The sequence below is a fragment of the Nesterenkonia suensis genome (assembly GCF_054782935.1).
Genome location: NZ_BAAGRN010000001.1, coordinates 1000660 through 1017241, shown reverse-complemented (window position 1 = coordinate 1017241; position 16582 = coordinate 1000660). Strand labels below are relative to the sequence as shown.

General features: G+C 69.9%; 15 protein-coding genes. 2 read left to right on the top strand and 13 right to left on the bottom strand.

Annotation, left to right across the window (positions count from 1 at the left end; translation table 11 throughout):
- Positions 1-20: 20 nt before the first annotated feature.
- The 10 genes from ACYVKI_RS04420 to ACYVKI_RS04375 form a co-directional block, all read right to left on the bottom strand.
- Positions 21-2384: a helix-turn-helix transcriptional regulator gene (locus ACYVKI_RS04420; RefSeq protein ID WP_460689109.1), complete on the bottom strand. Its 2364-nt coding sequence runs from the start codon at positions 2382-2384 to the stop codon at positions 21-23.
- Positions 2385-2389: 5 nt separating this feature from the next.
- Positions 2390-2794, bottom strand: a complete 405-nt coding sequence (locus ACYVKI_RS04415) for an FKBP-type peptidyl-prolyl cis-trans isomerase (protein ID WP_460689108.1) — start codon at positions 2792-2794, stop codon at positions 2390-2392.
- 194 nt (positions 2795-2988) lie between these two features.
- Positions 2989-4176, bottom strand: coding sequence for an FKBP-type peptidyl-prolyl cis-trans isomerase (locus ACYVKI_RS04410; RefSeq protein ID WP_460689401.1), 1188 nt, complete (start codon positions 4174-4176; stop codon positions 2989-2991).
- A gap of 124 nt (positions 4177-4300) precedes the next feature.
- Positions 4301-5785: a Pup--protein ligase gene (gene pafA, locus ACYVKI_RS04405; RefSeq protein WP_460689107.1), complete on the bottom strand. Its 1485-nt coding sequence runs from the start codon at positions 5783-5785 to the stop codon at positions 4301-4303.
- Positions 5786-5789: 4 nt separating this feature from the next.
- Positions 5790-6005, bottom strand: coding sequence for a ubiquitin-like protein Pup (locus ACYVKI_RS04400; protein ID WP_460689106.1), 216 nt, complete (start codon positions 6003-6005; stop codon positions 5790-5792).
- Positions 6006-6235: 230 nt separating this feature from the next.
- Positions 6236-7969 carry a depupylase/deamidase Dop gene (dop, locus tag ACYVKI_RS04395; RefSeq protein WP_460689105.1) on the bottom strand — a complete coding sequence of 578 codons (1734 nt, stop codon included), beginning with the start codon at positions 7967-7969 and terminating at the stop codon, positions 6236-6238.
- Positions 7966-9678, bottom strand: coding sequence for a proteasome ATPase (arc, locus tag ACYVKI_RS04390; RefSeq protein ID WP_460689104.1), 1713 nt, complete (start codon positions 9676-9678; stop codon positions 7966-7968). Before arc ends, dop begins: the two co-directional genes overlap by 4 nt.
- Entirely contained in the window at positions 9675-10751 is a 1077-nt protein-coding gene (locus ACYVKI_RS04385) for a tRNA (adenine-N1)-methyltransferase (RefSeq protein ID WP_460689400.1), read from the bottom strand. The genes arc and ACYVKI_RS04385 overlap by 4 nt, the downstream gene beginning before the upstream one ends.
- 150 nt (positions 10752-10901) lie before the next feature.
- Entirely contained in the window at positions 10902-11684 is a 783-nt protein-coding gene (locus ACYVKI_RS04380; RefSeq protein ID WP_460689103.1) for a site-2 protease family protein, read from the bottom strand.
- Positions 11681-12415: an HAD family hydrolase gene (locus ACYVKI_RS04375; protein WP_460689102.1), complete on the bottom strand. Its 735-nt coding sequence runs from the start codon at positions 12413-12415 to the stop codon at positions 11681-11683. The genes ACYVKI_RS04380 and ACYVKI_RS04375 overlap by 4 nt, the downstream gene beginning before the upstream one ends.
- A gap of 92 nt (positions 12416-12507) precedes the next feature.
- Here ACYVKI_RS04375 and ACYVKI_RS04370 point away from each other — a divergent pair, with 92 nt between their 5' ends.
- Positions 12508-13446 carry a proteasome assembly chaperone family protein gene (locus ACYVKI_RS04370; RefSeq protein ID WP_460689101.1) on the top strand — a complete coding sequence of 313 codons (939 nt, stop codon included), beginning with the start codon at positions 12508-12510 and terminating at the stop codon, positions 13444-13446.
- Positions 13447-13470: 24 nt separating this feature from the next.
- Here the strand turns inward: ACYVKI_RS04370 and mshC are convergent, their stop codons facing one another.
- The 3 genes from mshC to ACYVKI_RS04355 all read right to left on the bottom strand — a co-directional run bounded on the left by mshC (position 13471) and on the right by ACYVKI_RS04355 (position 16098).
- Positions 13471-14763 (bottom strand): cysteine--1-D-myo-inosityl 2-amino-2-deoxy-alpha-D-glucopyranoside ligase, encoded by a 1293-nt coding sequence (gene mshC / locus ACYVKI_RS04365; protein WP_460689100.1) that lies wholly within the window; start codon positions 14761-14763, stop codon positions 13471-13473.
- 120 nt (positions 14764-14883) lie between these two features.
- Positions 14884-15711: an undecaprenyl-diphosphate phosphatase gene (locus ACYVKI_RS04360; RefSeq protein WP_460689099.1), complete on the bottom strand. Its 828-nt coding sequence runs from the start codon at positions 15709-15711 to the stop codon at positions 14884-14886.
- A gap of 90 nt (positions 15712-15801) precedes the next feature.
- Entirely contained in the window at positions 15802-16098 is a 297-nt protein-coding gene (locus ACYVKI_RS04355; protein ID WP_460689098.1) for a primosomal protein, read from the bottom strand.
- A 219-nt stretch (positions 16099-16317) separates the two neighbouring features.
- On the opposite strand from ACYVKI_RS04355, the gene ACYVKI_RS04350 reads away from it, so the two are divergent.
- Entirely contained in the window at positions 16318-16569 is a 252-nt protein-coding gene (locus ACYVKI_RS04350) for a DUF5703 family protein (RefSeq protein ID WP_460689097.1), read from the top strand.
- Positions 16570-16582: the final 13 nt, after the last annotated feature.

Genomic DNA, 16582 nt, shown 5'->3' with positions numbered 1-16582 from the left:
TCCACCCGACTGGACGGACCTCACCCCAGGGACTTCAGGGCGTCCGCGGCCCGCCGCTGCACCTCGACCGCCACCTCCTCTGGCCCGATGACCGTCACGTCCCCGCCGGAGCGCAGGGCGAGATCCACCGCGAGGCGTCGACTGCGCAGCGCGACCTCCACGGTCCGGGCGCCGTCGTCGTGCCAGACCTCGCGCAGCGGATCCCATCCCTCGGCCTCCGCCGCCGCCGAGGGGCTGAACCGCAGGGTCACCAGCACGTCATCTGGCAGCCGCGGCACCACAGGACGCCGTGCCGGCTCCTCGGCCAGGCGACGCGACTCCTCACTGAGCGGCGACTCCGGCAATGCCCGCAGCTCGAGCATCCGGGTGAGCAGGAAATGGCGCTCCGCCTGGGCAGAGCGGCACCAGGCCCGCAGGTAGGTGCGCGGACCGTCATGGAGCAGCGTCACCGGATCCACAATCCGCCGACTGTGCCGTCCCAACACGTCCTCGTAGAGCAGCTCCACCGCGTGACCGGACTCCAGCGCCTCCCGCAGCTGCGGCTCACGCCCGAACTCGTCTCCGCTGCGCCAGACCAGGCTGAGCTCCTCCGCGGTGGAGTCGAGGGCCTCGGGCACGATCGCTCGGATCCGGTCCCGGAGCCGGATCGCGGCCCGGCGGACCGGCTGCTCGGCGGCTTCCTGGGAGGCGATCAGCCCCTCCAGACCGATGAGCAGCGAGAGCGCCTGCGGAGCGGAGAGCCGCAGCGGCCTGCCCAGCGTGCTGCTGAGCCGCTCCCCCGGAAGCTCCACCCGGATCACCGGGTCCTCGGCGAGCACCTGCTCCTCAAAGGCCCGCCGGGTCAGCGGCAGCTCCGGGGCGATGTCGATGTAGTGCCCGAACTGGGCGTCGTCGAAGGCTGCGGACTGCTGCAGTGAGAGCAGATCCCGATGCAGCTGGCGCGGCGTGAGGCCATAGCGCACCAGCAGATCGCTCACCTTCGCTCCTCCGGTGGCCTGCAGATAGGCGGCGATGCTCACCACCCGGGCGATCTTGACCTCGGCGTCGTTCCGCACTCCGGAGGAGACCGGCTTCAGCGTGACCGGCTCTGCAGGACGGTCCCGGTGGGCCCGCAGCACCGACGCCAGATGGGACCGGACCAAGCTGGTGAGCCGCTCGCCGGTCAGGATGCGCACCTGCGGCATCGCTGCGGCGACCTTACCGATGAACGAGTCATGCAACGTGGTGTCCACAGTGAGCTGATGCGGACCCTTCGCGGTGCTCGGATCCTCCTGCTCCGCCTCCGTCCCTGCGGACCGTGCAGACCCGGCCGAGCCCGCCGACCCGGCTGATCCAGCCGACCCCGCTGATCCTGCCGATCCAGCCGGCCCCGCCGAGGTCTCATCCATCGGACGGGCATGCGGGAGGAACGACGCCAGCACGGGCTCGGCGACCTCCAGACGGACGGTCTCGGTGTCATGGACCGGCCCCAGGGCCTCCAGATGCTGCTCCGTCACCTGTCGGGGGTCCAGCCGTGACTCCTCGATCGCCGTCAGGACCGCATCGACGACGTCGTGCTGTCCCGGCAGGGTGGTGATCTGCCCGCGGATGCGGTCCAGCCGGTAGACCCGCACCGCGTCCCGATCGAGATCGTGGCCCACCAGGTACCACCCGCCGCGTGATCCCACCCCCAGAGGCAGGGTGCGCCGCAGTTCGGTGCGGTGCCGCCCTCGGGGGCCGTAGGCGAAGCTCACCGCCCGCAGGCCACGGGCATCCGCCAGCACGCCGAGGTGGTCCAGGACCTGGTCATCGGCCAGGCCCAGGCGTACGGCGGCCGGCTGGGGCGGGAGAGTCCCGACGATGTCAGCGTCCCGGCCCGCACCGATATGCGGCGCCAGCAGCGCCCCGGCGGCCTGACGGATCGCCAGCTGAGCCCTGGTGCCGCTCCACAGCAGCTCGACATGCCGCAGGGCGATGACCTCGTCGGCCTCCAGCTGCAGCGTCGGCAGGCCATGGGCCTGGGGGTCGATGAGATAGCGGAACTCATGGTCACCGCCGTGGCCGTCCCGCTGCTCACCGGCGCCGCCATGCTCGGTGATCTCGATGCCGATGCGCCGCAGATGCCGCTTGTCCCGGCTGAACTGCTGTTCGAAGGCCTCTGCGGAGACGGATCCACCGTCGGCGCGGTACTGTTCGACACGTTCACGCACCTCGGCCTTGGTGAGACCGGCCGGGGCGGCGTCGATCAGCGTGGCGGCCAGCGAGAGCGCCCGGCTGACCCCGCTGTCGGCGGTGACGTCCTGGGCGCCGTCCAGCCTCGCGGCATGAGGCTCTGCCGCGTATTCCGCATGCACTCCCGGGACACGGTCCGGGGCGCGTCGGCTGATATGCCGGTACCCGACCATGGGGGTCAGCGGGCTCGGCGGACGCCGACCAGGTCGACCACGAAGATCAGGGTCTCGTTCGGCCCGATCGCGGCCCCGGCTCCCCGCTCGCCATAGGCCAGATGCGGCGGAATCTCGAAGCGACGCCGCGCCCCCTCCTTCATCCCGATCAGCCCCTGGTCCCAACCGGCGATGACCTGGCCGACACCGGCGGTGAAGTCCAGCGGCTGGCCGCGGTTCCACGAGGCGTCGAACTCTTCGCCGGTGGACCAGGACACGCCCACATAGTGGCAGGAGACCTGGTCACCGGGCTCGACGGCCTGGCCGCCGCCGGGGATGAGCTCCTCGACGACGAGCTCCGACGGCGGGGTCTCGCCGGGGAAGTCGATCTCCGGGCGGGTGCGGTCGTAGGTGCGCTGACCGAATGACATGGGTGCCTTCCTCTCCGATGCAGGGACGTCCGGCTCCAGCCTAACGGAGCGGGCGGAGCCGGACGTCCCCGCCCGGGCCCGCGCCGCGCCCACCGGCCGCACTGTGACCCGGCCGATGCGACACACGCCCCGGGAGCCAGACCCTCAGGTCAGCTCCCGGGGCGTTCCCGGAGGGTCGGATCACCGCCAGGAGATCACTCGTCGTCTGAGTCGTCCTCGTCCGAGTCGTCCTCATCTGAATCATCGGCGTCAGCGTCGTCGTCCGAGTCCTCGGACACGTCGGCGTCATCGCCGCCCTGCTCCTCGAGCATCTCCTCCAGCTGCTCGAGCTCCTCCTCGGTGAGCTCGGGCTGCTCCGGCATCTGCTGCTGAGTCTGCTCCGGCATCGGAGCCGCCTCGATGACGTCGACGACGAAGATCAGCGTCTCGTCCTGCAGTTCGTGTCCCTCGGCCTCGGCGTAGCCGGCCTCGGGCGGGATCACCAGCAGCACGCGGTCACCGACATGCTTGCCCTCCAGGCCCTCGGCCCAGCCCGTGACCAGGTCACCGAGGGCGAAGCTGGCCGGCGGCATCGACGGGGCCTCCTCCTCGGAGGCCTCGTCCTCCCCAGCGTCCTCTCCAGCGTCCTCCCCCGAGTCCTCCTCGGCGTGCTCGCCGTCGTCCTCCTGGCTCGGCGGAGTGATGCCCGGCCAGGCGGAGTCGAAGATCTCGCCGTCGGACCACTTCCAGCCGGTGTAGCGCACCACCAGCTGATCAGTGGCGCCGATCTCCGCACCGTCGCCGGCGATCAGCACCTCACTCTCGGTCTCCTCCGGGGCCTCGTCGTCCTCGGTCGGAGCCGCGGGCAGCTCCGGGGCCTCGCCGATCTCGGAGGTGATCTCCGGCAGCTCCCCGCTCTGGTCCTGCTCCTCACCGGTGGCGTGAGCGGGCACCTGATCCTCGATGCGGAGGATGACCAGGGAGTCGGCGCCTCCGGTCTCGGCCGTGCCGGGCTCGTACAGAGCGATGTCGGCACCGACGGTCGCACCGGTGTCGACCAGCGAGTCGTAGATGAACTCGCTCTGCTGCTGGATCATCGGCAGGTACAGTAGCGAAGGCGTATCCTCGCTGAAGTTCTCCTGGTGGACCTCCCCGTTGGCCGGGTCGACCGTCGCCGAGGACACGTGCAGGATCTGCTCCGGATCCAGCTCCTCACCGTCTCCCTGGGTGAGGATCAGCGAGGACTCCTCGTCCGACTCGACCGGGTTGCTGATCAGCACCTCGGGGACGCCTTCGTCGGTGAAGTGCAGGTCGATGCCCGTCAGCGCCGAGCTGTCACCGAGCCCGTCGCCGGAGCACCCGGCCAGCAGCAGGACGGCAGGGGCGGCCAGGGCGTATTGCATCTTTCGCACGAAGGGGGTCCTCCACAACTGATCGGGGTGGGCGGGGATGCCGCCAGAGAGAATCCTACAGGGTCGACCGGGAGGCACGCTCAGGCCTCCACCGTCGTTCCAGGTCACCCCATTCTCAGATGAAGGGCGGTTCCGGCGGTGCCGCCGGGGTCGCCCTGACGTAACGCTCGGAGAGCGCCAGGGGCCCCGGCTGGGCCTCCCGCTCAGCGTCGTCGAGCTCGCGGAGGTCTCCGCCGAGCCGACTCAGCAGGGTCTCGACCCGCGGATCTTCGGCGGCGAACGGATCCTTGACCATGACCGCTTCCAGGGGGCGGTCCACGAGCTTGTGGTGGACCCAGTCGACCGTGTGCCCCGCGCCATGCGCGCGTGCCGCCGAGAGGAACCGTCCGCGCACCGCGGCGCGGGTGGTCTCAGGTGGGTCAGTGACGGCCCGCCGCAGCCGCGCCTCGTCGAGCAGCCGCACCGCCCGCCCTCGGCGGACCAGCAGAGGGAACAGCCCGCGGTCCGGATGGATGTCGTGATAGGCGAAGTCGATCTGGTCCAGTCGGGCGTCCCCGAGGCTGAGACCGGCCCGGCCGGCGACCTCGTCGAGGAGCCGCTTCTTGATCGCCCAGTCGATCTCCTGATCAATGGATGAGTGGTCGCCGGAGGCGACCGCGTCCACGGCCCGTCCCCAGAGGTCGAGGATCCCGTCCACGTGGTCATGATGGGCCCCATGCCGAGCGACGAAGCGTCGGGCCCGCTCCAGCAGGTCCTGCTGGATCTGCACCGCCGTCACCTGCCGACCGTCCCGAGTGCGGACGGCGGCCCGGCCGGTGAGGTCGTGGCTGATGGTGCGGATCGCACTGATCGGGTTCTCCAGCTCGTGGTCACCCAGCGGCACCCCGGACTCGATCATCCGCAGCACCAGATCGGTGGAGCCGAAGCGCACCAGCTGGGTGGGCTCCGCCATGTTGGAGTCTCCGACGATGACATGCAGACGCCGGTGCACGGCCGCATCCGCATGAGGCTCGTCACGGGTGTTGATGATCGGGCGGGATCGGGTGGTGGCCGAGGAGATGCCCTCCCACATGTGGTCCGCCCGCTGCGAGAATGCGAAGTGGGCGGCCTGACCCTCAGCGGCGGGCGCGATGCGGCCGGCTCCGGCGATGATCTGCCGGGTCACCAGGAACGGCAACAGTACGGTGGAGAGCCGCCGGAAGTGGGTGGTCCGCGGGATGAGGTAGTTCTCATGCGAGCCGTAGGAGTTTCCCTGGGAATCGATGTTGTTCTTCAGCAGGTACACCGCACCGGCCAGACCGTCGGCGGCCATGGCTTCCTCGGCGCGCACCGCAAGATCATGCATGATCAGCTCACCGGCACGGTCCGAGGCGATCAGATCGAACAGGTCGTCACACTCGGCGGTGGCGTACTCCGGGTGGGAGCCGACGTCGAGATACAGCCGGGAGCCGTTCGGGATGAAGACGTTGGAGCTGCGCCCCCAGTCGATCACCGGTCGGAACAGATACCGGGCCGCCTCGTCGGGTGCCAGGCCACGATGTCCCTCCCCGTGGTGGGCGAGCCCGAACTCGGTCTCCACGCCGACGACGCGCCTTTCCATGGACCTACTGCCCACCCTTCTGGACGAAGCCCTTGACGAACTCCTCCGCGTTGGTCTCCAGCACCGAGTCGATCTCGTCGAGCAGGCTGTCCAGCTCCTCGGCTCGCCCCTGGGCCTGGGTGCCGCCTCCGGAGGACGGCGGGGCCCCGGTGTCCTCCTCCGGGACTCCTGGGTGGTCCTGGGCGCTCTCGCCGGAACGGCGCTGTGGCTGGGACGGCATGTTCGTTCCCCTTTCTGCCCGCCGGGGCGACGTCGCCCGGGCCGGGCACCGACCGCGAACGGTCTTGGTCTGTCTGGGTCTGTCTGGGTCTGTCTCGGTCTGTCTGGGTCTGTCTGGGTCTGTCTTGGTCCGGCTGGGTGTGTCTCGGTCTTGGTCTGTCTCGTGGCTCAGGTCGAGTCTACGACGCCGTCGCCACCGGCCTGCCGCCGAGCGACCTGGGCCGCCTCTGTTCAGGTCTGCAGCAGCCGGGCCAGTCCGGCGATGAGCTCTTCCGGGGTGTCGGATCCCAGCAGCACACGCTCGGCGTCGTTGCGGGACCCCCGAGTCGGATCAGCCATCGTCAGGCGTGTGGTGCTGGCCAGCGGATCCGCCCGGAGCAGGATCTGGTCCCAGCTCGCCCCGACCAGCTGCTCCGCATGGTGGGACACCAGTTGGCCGCGCAGCCAGGCACGGGTCTCCTCGGGGGGATGCACGGCCGCCCAGGCGACCTGTTCGTCGGAGAAGAGTCGCCGCATCCGACCGGCGCGCGCGAGTTTGTGATAGAGTCCCCGTTCCGGTCGTAGGTCCGCGTACTGCAGGTCGATGAGCTTCAGCTGCGGAGCGTCCCAGTCCAGACCGTCCCGCCGCCGATAGGACTCCATCAGCGACAGCTTCGCGACCCAGTCGACCCGGTCCGCCGCCAGAGAGACGTCCTCGGTGAGGTCCTCCAGCAACGTCCCCCAGGCGTCGAGGACCTCCGCGGTCTCGGTGTCCGGAGCGGTGTGGGCCGCCTTCGGTCCCGACTTCTCCGAGGCCCGGGAGCCTGCGGCCTTCAGATAGAGCCGCTGGATCTCCAGGGCCGTCATGTCCCCACGGTTGGTCCGCACCGTGGTGGTCAGGGTGGGGTCATGGGAGATCGCCTTCAGCGCCTCCACCGGATCGTGCAGGCGCAGCTGAGGGGCCCGCCCGGCCTCGATGAGGTCCAGCACCAGGGCCGTGGTGCCCACCCGCATCCAGGCGGAGAACTCGCTCATATTCGCATCACCGATGATCACATGCAGCCTCCGGTGCAGGTCGGCATCGGCGTGAGGCTCGTCTCGAGTGTTGATGATCGGCCGACGGACCGTCGTCTCCAGTCCCACCTCCTCCTCGAAGAAGTCGGCCCGCTGGGAGATCTGGAATCCGCTGCGGGAGGCTCGCTGACCGATTCCGACCCGACCGGCACCACAGAGGACCTGCCGCGTCACGAAGAACGGGATCAGCCCGGCCACCAGCTGGTCGAAGGGCACGTGTCGGGGGACCAGGTAGTTCTCATGGGCACCGTAGGACACGGACTTTCCGTCGGTGTTGTTCTTGTAGAGCAGCAGCTCCGGGCTGCCCTCCTCCTGGGCCAGGCGCTGCGCGGCACGCCGGGCGATGACGTCGCCTGCGACGTCATAGAGCACCGCCCGCTTCGCCCCGATGGTCTCCGGCGCGGAGTACTCGGGATGGGCGTGGTCCACATAGAGCCGGGCGCCGTTGGTCAGCACGAGGTTCATCAGCAGCTGCGGCTGCCCCTCACGCAGCTGGAAGAAGTCGCCCCGCCAGTGCGCGGATCCGGGGGCGTGGAACTCCGAGTCGCCATGGCCGAGGTGACCTTCGGAGATGTCCGCGGGACTCGCCGCTCCGGCGTCCTCTTCCCGGGCGGCCGGCACGTCCGCCGGGGCGGGGTCCCCGCCGCTGACACCGCCCAGCGCCTCGCCGGTGTCCGTCAGCTGACTCGGGTGCGCCGCAGACCGCGGCAGCACCCAGCCGCGGGCATCCACCAGCGGGGACTCCGACTGGTAGTCCCACTCCGTGCCGGCCACCGCCCCGCCGTCCTCGGTGACCGCAGCCGCGTAGGCGTTGACCAGTTCGATGGACAGTGCCACATGACTGGCCCAAGGGTTCTTCGGGGCGTGGATGCCGTATTCGGTCTCCATGCCGATCAGCCGCCGCACACTCACCGGACGTCTCCTCGCAGCCGCTCGACGCCGACCACCGGCGACGGTGCGGCGCCGAGCACGCGGGCCCACTCCTGAGGGTCGGCGGTGTTCACCAGGTCCTCCTGATCACGCAGCTCCGCTTCGGCGGAGGCCAGCAGCTGCTCCTCGGTGAGGCCCTTGGCGTCGAGCCGACGCTCCGAGGCCAGGAACTCCTTGATCGCTGACTTCTTCGCCCGATCGACGATGTTGCTCAGCACCGCACCGGAGATGAAGTCCGCGGCGGCGAAGTCGGTGTGGGCGCCGTCGGCGTGGACCAGACGGACCCGGGGCGTCGCGTCCTCCGGGTAGAGATGTGCGACCACGGCGTCGACCAGCGCCTGCACCGCCTGCGCATGGCCGCCCTTCTCCGCGACATAGTCCGCGCGCAGCGGCAGCCGGCCGCCCAGGTGGATGCCCAGGATCTCCCGTGCGCCTGCCGCCCCGGGCCGACGCACACGGATCTTCACATCCAGGCGTCCGGGACGCAGGATCGCCGGGTCGATCATGTCCTCGCGGTTGGAGGCTCCGATGACGATGACGTTGTCCAGGGACTCCACCCCGTCGATCTCGGCGAGCAGCTGCGGGACGATGGTGGTCTCCACATCCGAGGAGACACCGGTCCCGCGGGTGCGGAACAGCGCCTCCATCTCGTCGAAGAAGACGACCACCGGATGACCGGCGGAGGCCCTCTCCCGCGCCCGGGAGAAGATCACCCGGATGTGCCGCTCGGTCTCACCGACGTACTTGTTCAGCAGCTCAGGGCCCTTGATGTTGAGGAAGAAGCTGCGCGGCCCCTCCCCGTCGCCGGCCTCGTCCGTGCCCTGCAGGGAGGAGGCGACCGCCTTGGCGATCAGCGTCTTGCCGCAGCCCGGTGGACCGTAGAGGAGGATGCCCTTCGGGGCGCTGAGCCCATGTTCGCGATACAGGTCGGAATGCAGGAACGGCAGCTCCACAGCATCACGGATCTGCTCGATCTGATCGGCCAGGCCGCCGATGTCGGCGTAGGAGACGTCCGGGGTCTCCTCGAGCACCACGTCCTCGACCTCGGACAGAGGGACGACCTCGGTCGCGGTGCCGGTGCGCAGGTCCACCGTGACGGCGTCGCCGACGCGGACCGGGACCTGATGCTGGTCGACCGCGAGCCGGACGAGGCGCTCGTCCTCTCCACGGATCAGGATCACCAGCCGCCCGTCGGTCAGCACCTCCTTGACCCGGGCGAGCTCACCGGTGTCCTCAGCCGGCAGGACCGAGACCACAGTGAGATGCTCGTTCAGCAGCACCTCCCGCCCGGGGCTCAGCTCCTCCGGGTCCAGCAGCGGCGACAGGCTCACCCGCATCTTCCGACCGGCATGAAGAACGTCCACGCCCGGCCCGGTGGCGGCGTCGATCTCCCGACCTGCGACCAGCTCGTGCTTCGCCCTGTAGGCGATCACCGTGCCGAAGGTGAACGGGGCCTGCCCGTCAGCATGCAGGGCCTGTCGCAGCTCCTCCATCTGATGCCGCGTGGTCTCCAGCAGGCGGGCCATCCGCTGGTTGTTCGATCCGGCGGTCTGCAGCTGCTGCTCGAGCTGACGGCTGCGCTGACGCAGCGAGTCCAGCTGCCGATGGGCGCGGTCCAGCCGCTCCTGCAGCTGCTCGACCGAGACGGCCGCAGGTTCGGGTGAGGCCCCGCCGCCGCTGTGCTCACTCATCGTGACTCCTCCTCTGCTGGTGCGTCTCCTCCTGCTGCGTCCTGAGAGCCGCTGTCGGGTGCGTTCAGGCCGTCGGCCGGGGCCTCGTCCGCACTGCGGGCCGCGTCCGCGATCTTCTTCGCATGGGATGCGGCCTTCCGGGCCTTCCGCCCCGTGACGGTGCGGCGCTTCAGCGTCTCCTCGTCCCAGACGGCGTCCTCCGGGAGCCACGCCTGCATGTCCTCCGCCGTGACCGCGGACTGCTTCTCCCGCTTCTTCAGCTGCAGTGGGGCCTGATCGTCGGCCAGCCGACGGGCCGAGAGCAGGAAGCCGGTGTGGGCGACCATCCGGTGATCGGGGCGCACGGCCAACCCGTCGAGATGCCAGGTGCGCAGCATCGTCTCATGCGCCTCCGGCTCCGTGAACACCCCGGAGGCGCGGATCGCCTCGGCCAGACGGGAGAGCTGGGTGACAGTGGCCACGTAGCTGACCCACACGCCGCCAGGCGCCAGCGCGTGGCGGACCGCGTCGAGACACTCCCAGGGGGCCAGCATGTCCAGCACCACCCGGTCGACCGAGCCGGCGGACTCGACCTGAGGCACCTGCTCCTGCATGTCACCGACGTGGACCTGCCAGCCCGGGTGCCGCTGTCCGAAGAAGCCCTCCACGTTGCCCTGAGCGATCTCGGCGAAGTCCTCCCGACGCTCGTAGGAGTGCACGGAGCCCTGGTCCCCCACCGCGCGCAGCAGTGACAGGGTGAGCGCTCCTGAGCCCACTCCCGCTTCGACCACATGCGCACCGGGGAAGACATCGGCGACCTGCACGATCTGCGCAGAATCCTTCGGGTAGACCACAGTGGCTCCACGAGGCATGGACAGGACATAGTCGTTCAGCAGAGGGCGCAGCACCTGGTACTCGTGACCGGCGTCGTTGGCGACGACGACCCCCTCGGGCTGGCCGATCATCGTGTCATGGCGCAGCACGCCCTGGTGGGTGTGCCACTCGCCGCCGCGATGCAGAGTGATGGTGCTGGGCCGGCCGCGTCGATCTGTCAGTTGGACCCGCTGCCCGGGCTGCAGCGGACCCTTGCGCATGTGCACGCCGACGGGGCCGCGGCCCTCGGTCACGGGCTCTGCCGATGCGGACTCTGCGGTGGTGCTCACGGATCTCACTCTCGTCGGAAGGGTCTGGTCCTGCGCGCGCCGCTGGCCGGAGCTGGTCCCGACGCGCTGTCCTTGCCGAGCCTATCGCTCCCCGGGGCCCTCGCGCCTGCCGTCGAGACGCCGACGCCGGACCAACCGGGCACGCGCCACACGGACCGACTCTGACGCACCCTGCCAGAGGAAGAAGCACACCATCGTGGCCACCACGACGACCACCACGCTGACCCGTGGCGACCCGGTCCCCGCCAGTACCAGCACCGTCACCGCGACGGCCAGGGAGACCCCACGCCCGGTCCATCCGGCGGCCAGCATGCCGCGATCCTGGCTGCCGGTGAGGTGCCAGACGGCGGACTCCACGAGGCGTCCTCCGTCGAGGGGGTGTCCGGGCAGCAGGTTGAACAGGCCGACGAGGAGATTGACCAGCACGGTGACGGAGGCCAGCATCCCGAGCACACCCGCCGGCTCCAGGGCCCCGATCAGCGCCCAGCCGACGGCGGCGATGAGCAGATTGGCCGTCGGACCCGCGAGCGCCACCGCCAGGGATCTGCCCGGGGTCGCGTCCTGGGTGACGAACTGGGTATGACCACCCCAGAGGTTGAGCTCGATCTCGGTGGCGGGCCAGCCGAAGGCCCGCGCGGTGAGCGCATGGGCGAGCTCATGGGCCAGCACGGAGACCAGCAGCAGCAGCGCATAGGCGCCGGCCACCAGGTAGGCCGATGCGCCGAGCTCCGGGAAGATGCGCTGCACCTGGGGCCCGAACAGCACCATGATCGCGCCGCTGATCAGGAACCAGGAGTACTGCAGGCGGACCGGGGCGCCTGCCACACGGGCGATCATGAACCCGCTGCGGCTCGGGCGACTCATGCCTGTGCCAGGGAGCCGAGAGGAGTTCCCGGCGCTACGGAGACCAGGTGCTCCAGGGCCTCGACGTCGAGGCCGCGCAGCGTGGGCACCACATGCCAGCGGCCGGAGGAGGGAAGCGGGCTCATATGCGGCACGGCAAGGGTGATGATCCCGGAGGCGGCCGCGGCCGCGGTGCCGGGCACGGAGTCCTCCACGGCCAGGCAGCGCCCGCGCTCCAGGGGCTCGTCGTGGTCGGCGGCCATGCGGGCGAAGGCCTGGTGGTAGGCCTCGGGGTCCGGTTTGCCGCGAGTGACCATGTCCCCGGAGACGATGAACTCCAGCTGCCCCGCAGGCAGCGCGTCCACGATCTCCTGCGCGAGCGGACCCTCGCTCATGGTGACCAGCGCGCAACGGACCCCGGAGGTGTGGAGCGCCTCCAGCAGCTCGCGGGCCCCTGGGCGCCACGGCATCTGCTTCCGGACCTTGTCCACCACCCGGCTGACCAGGTGATCGATGATCTCCCGGATGCTGAGCTCCACCCCCGCCGACTGCAGGACTGCGGCACTGTGGGTGAGGGCCTGGCCCACCAGGGAGTGTGCCTGTTCCTGGGACCAGGTCCCGCCGTGGGCCTCGACGAGTTCGTACTCGGAGGCGATCCAGTAGGGCTCGGTGTCGACGAGGGTGCCGTCCATGTCCCAGAACACCGCTTGGAGTCGGCGCGACGAGTCGGCTGAGGGGGTGGGGCGTGCCATCTCTCCATCCTAAGCGGTGCGCCCCCGCTGGCGCCGTCATGGCAGTCACACGCCCAGGTCAGCTCTTCCCTCCCCCCTGGGCCGGGGCTAGTGTGAAGACTGTGGATGAGCAGAGCCAGCCCGAGGACGCCCCCCAGGCGACCGAGCCCCGTGCGGTCCGGTTCGCCCGACAGCTGCGCGAGTCGTCGGAGACCCGCGAGACCCGGCCCACTGTGATGGTGCTGGCCTTCGAAGGGTGGAACGACGCCGGCGGGGCGGCGTCGTCGGCCGTCCGATCGATCACCACGGCGGCTGACGGTGAGCTGGTGGAACGCATCGACGACGAGGACTACTACGACTACCAGTTCACCCGGCCCCGGGTGCGGCGCACCGGCTCCCACCGGGAGATCGTCTGGCCCTCCACGAAGGTCTATCGGGCGCGGCCGGAGTCGTGCGAGCTCGACCTGCTGCTGGTCAGCGGGGTGGAGCCCAGTTTCCGCTGGCAGGCGTTCACCGCGGAGATCCTGACCAAGGCCGCCGAGCATGGGGTCTCGGCCATCGTGCTGGTGGGCGCTCTGCTGGCGGACGTGCCGCACACTCGTCCGATACCCGCTGCGCTGTCCAGCGAGGACTCCGCCCTGCAGGACGCTCTGGACGTGGACGAGCCGACCTATGAGGGGCCCACCGGCATCGTCGGGGTGATCGCCCACACGGCGGATCAGGCCGGCGTCCCCGCCGTGTCGCTGTGGGCGGCGGTGCCCCATTATGTCGGGCAGGCGCCCTCTCCCAAGGCTCAGCTGGCGCTGATGCGCCAGCTCGAGGATCTGCTCGGTCTCACCTTGGAGGTGGAGGAGGTCGCCGAGGATGCGGAGGCCTGGGAGCGTGGAGTCGACGAGCTCGCGCAGGAGGACTCCGACATCGCCGAATACGTCCAGCGCCTGGAGGAGGCCACCGACACCCCGAACCTCCCGGAGGCCAGCGGGGAGGCCATCGCCCGGGAGTTCGAGCGGTATCTGCGTCGCCGTCGTCCCCCGGAGCGTGGGGAGGACTGATGCCCGCGGTCGGGCCGGTGTCTCTCAGCCGAGGGAGATCCCCAGCAGGGAGGCGACGACGTCGCGCGCACGGTCCTGACCGGTGTCGCCGGCAATCTGGCCGTCGGCCCACAGGTCCAGCTGCTCCAGCGCCGCGGGACCGTTGAGATTCAGCGAGAGCGCCGAGTGCAGCGCGTACTGCAGGTGCTCGGGGACGTCGGCGCTGCCGTGATGGTGGGCGGGGGCCCGCTTCAGGGCCTCGTTCCAGCGCTGCAGGCGCGCCCGGGCGCGGTCGAGGAGATCGTCAGTCCAGCTCCAGTCGTGGTGCCAGTGGTGGCCGAGCAGCGCGATTCGGATCAGCTGCGGGTCCACTCCGTCCTGGCGCAGCTGTGAGACCAGGACGAGGTTGCCCTGCGACTTGGACATCTTCGCTCCGTCCAGCCCCACCATGCCCGTGTGGACGTAGTTCTCGGCCAACGACACGCCATCGGCGGCGGTGGCGTGCGCGGCGGAGAATTCGTGATGGGGGAAACGCAGGTCAGACCCGCCGCCCTGGACGGTGAACGGTGCCGGCAGGTGCCGGCGGGCGATCACCGAACACTCGATGTGCCAGCCGGGACGGCCCTCCCCGAGGCTCTGTCCCTCCCACGAGGGCTCTCCGCGGCGGCGGGCGCGCCACAGCAGCGGATCCAGCGGGTCCCGTTTCCCGGCCCGCCCCGGGTCTCCCCCGCGCTCGGGGAAGAGCTCCTCCATGGTGCCGCGGTCGTAGGCTCCGACGCTGCCGAGCCTCCAGTCGGTGCGCGCCTCGGCGGCGGCGATGTCGAAGTAGATGTCCGCAGCGTCGTCGGCTCCGTCGGCCAGCTCCTCGGCGGGGACCGGAACGGGGTACCCCACGCCGAGGGCCACCAGCGACTCGACGTCCTCGACCACGGCAGGGATGGACTCCACCGCACCGAGGTAGACGTCGGGAGCGATCACCCCCAGGGCCTGCATGTCGCAGCGGAAGAGCTCGGTCTGCTGCTCGGCCAGCTCGTGCCAGTCCGCCCCGGTCGCAGCGGCGCGTTCCAGCAGCGGGTCGTCGATGTCGGTGACGTTCTGCACATAGCGCACGTCGAGTCCGCAGGCCCGCCAGTAGCGGACCAACAGGTCGAACTGCAGATAGGTGTTCGCGTGGCCCATGTGGGTGGCGTCGTAGGGGGTGATGCCGCAGACATACAGCGAGCCCACACCCTCGCGGGAGACGACGTCGGCCGTACCGCCTCGGGCGGTGTCATGCAGCTGCAGAGCCTCGGGCAGCGGGGGCAGGCTCGGCACGGCCGGGGAGGTCCAGGATTTCACGCGCGGGTCCTTTCAGCGTGGGCAGTCCGATCAGTGGGCAACACGCGCCGAGGGCTCGGTATTTCCGACGGGCCGAAGTCCCCTGCTCCCCCGGTGCGCGCCGGGGTACGCGCCGGGGTCTCAGGCGCTGATGACGCCCAGTCCGAGCAGGCCGTAGACCGCCAGGCCCACCACGATCCTGTAGGTGACGAAGAGCGTGTACGAATGGCTGGACACATAGCGCAGGAACCAGCCGATGATCACGTACGCCACGACGAAGCCCACCACTGTGGCGACCAGGGTCTGCCCCATCGTGTAGGGACCGGAATGCTCACCGAGGGACCCCAGCAGCTTGTAGAGCCCGGAGCCGAAGACGGCCGGCACGGCGAGCAGGAAGGAGTAGCGGGCCGCCGCCTCCCGGGTGTAGCCCATCAGCAGACCCGCGGTGATCGTCCCGCCTGACCGGGAGACCCCCGGAATGAGCGCCAGGGACTGGGCGAAGCCGTAGAGGACGCCGTCGCGGATCGTCAGCTCCGCCAGCGGCTTCTTCTGGCGACCGTAGGCGTCGGCCACGGCCAACAGCACACCGAAGACGATGAGCATGGTGGCGACCAACCACAATGTGCGGAACGTGGTGTCGATGAGGTCCTCGAAGAGCAGGCCCAGCACCACGATGGGAATGGTGCCGACGATGATCAGCCAGCCCATCCGGACGTCCGGGTCCCGGTGCGGAAGCCGCCCCGCGAGGGCCGCGCACCACGCACGCAGGATCCGGACGATGTCGCGCCAGAAGTAGACCAGCACCGCGGTCTCGGTGCCGAGCTGGGTGATCGCGGTGAACGCCGAGCCCGGGTCGGCCGCTCCGGGGAGGAACTCTCCCACGATGCGCAGGTGCGCTGAGGAGGAGACCGGGAGGAACTCGGTGAGGCCTTGGACCAGCCCCAGGATGATCGCTTCAATCCACTGCACAGGCTGAGCTTAGAGCATCGGGACCGATCCGCCGGAGCAGCTCAGACGGTGAGATCGGCCACGGTGGCCTCCGCGCCGTCGCCTCAGCTCTCAGCGGAGGGTGTCGTCGTCCTCGCGCTCGTCGTCATCCTCCTCATCGAGGGCGTCGTCGTCCTCCTCGTCCAGCACGTCGTCGGCGTCGTCGTCCTCGTCATAGATGTCCAGCGGGGTGACCTCCCCCGTGGCCGCGAAGAGAGCGTCCTCGTACCCCTCGAAGGCGTCGGCGACCGCGTAGAAGGCCGACTCCACCGCCGGGTCGTCCTCGCCGCGGCGGTTGAGTGAAGCAGAGAGATGCTCTTCCAGAGCGTTCGTCAGCGTGCTCAGTGCGACGCGCGGATCGATGTTCATAGCCCTCACGGTATCAACGCCACGGCCGTTCGGTAAGCCCTCACGAGGAGTTTCCGAACACCTGCCCCGCCGCCTTGACGTCAGCGCCGGGGTCGGGTGCTAAGGTGCACTCAATCGCAGAGGCGATGCACCGCTGGCATCGCGGTGACATCGCTGGTGACATCGCCCGTGACATCGCCTGAGGGCGGCACTTGGAGAGAGCGAGCGTGATCGGCAGGAATGTCCCAGCAGTTCTCCCCGCTCCCGCCCCCTGTCACCGACCGGTACACCACCGAGGACGGTGCAGGGCCCAACTGGGAGTACATGGTGATCACCTGTCAGCCGCGGGAGTCCCTCCCAGAGGTCCGACGCCGGATCGTCGACCATGCCGAGTACGGCAAGTGGGAGCTGCGCCGGAGCCGGATCTACACCGGCGGTGTGCGGAAGTACTGGCTGCGGCGCCGAATCATGAAGGTCCGACCCACGCTCTGACCCCTCCTGATGC

Bases quoted from the DNA above. Each gene is read 5' to 3' on its own strand.
- ACYVKI_RS04420 (WP_460689109.1), bottom strand. From the start codon at position 2,384: ATGGTCGGGTACCGGCATATCAGCCGACGCGCCCCGGACCGTGTCCCG.
- ACYVKI_RS04415 (WP_460689108.1), bottom strand. From the start codon at position 2,794: ATGTCATTCGGTCAGCGCACCTACGACCGCACCCGCCCGGAGATCGAC.
- ACYVKI_RS04410 (WP_460689401.1), bottom strand. From the start codon at position 4,176: ATGCAATACGCCCTGGCCGCCCCTGCCGTCCTGCTGCTGGCCGGGTGC.
- pafA (WP_460689107.1), bottom strand. From the start codon at position 5,785: ATGGAAAGGCGCGTCGTCGGCGTGGAGACCGAGTTCGGGCTCGCCCAC.
- ACYVKI_RS04400 (WP_460689106.1), bottom strand. From the start codon at position 6,005: ATGCCGTCCCAGCCACAGCGCCGTTCCGGCGAGAGCGCCCAGGACCAC.
- arc (WP_460689104.1), bottom strand. From the start codon at position 9,678: ATGAGTGAGCACAGCGGCGGCGGGGCCTCACCCGAACCTGCGGCCGTC.
- ACYVKI_RS04385 (WP_460689400.1), bottom strand. From the start codon at position 10,751: ATGCGCAAGGGTCCGCTGCAGCCCGGGCAGCGGGTCCAACTGACAGAT.
- ACYVKI_RS04380 (WP_460689103.1), bottom strand. From the start codon at position 11,684: ATGAGTCGCCCGAGCCGCAGCGGGTTCATGATCGCCCGTGTGGCAGGC.
- ACYVKI_RS04375 (WP_460689102.1), bottom strand. From the start codon at position 12,415: ATGGCACGCCCCACCCCCTCAGCCGACTCGTCGCGCCGACTCCAAGCG.
- ACYVKI_RS04355 (WP_460689098.1), bottom strand. From the start codon at position 16,098: ATGAACATCGATCCGCGCGTCGCACTGAGCACGCTGACGAACGCTCTG.
- ACYVKI_RS04350 (WP_460689097.1), top strand. From the start codon at position 16,318: ATGTCCCAGCAGTTCTCCCCGCTCCCGCCCCCTGTCACCGACCGGTAC.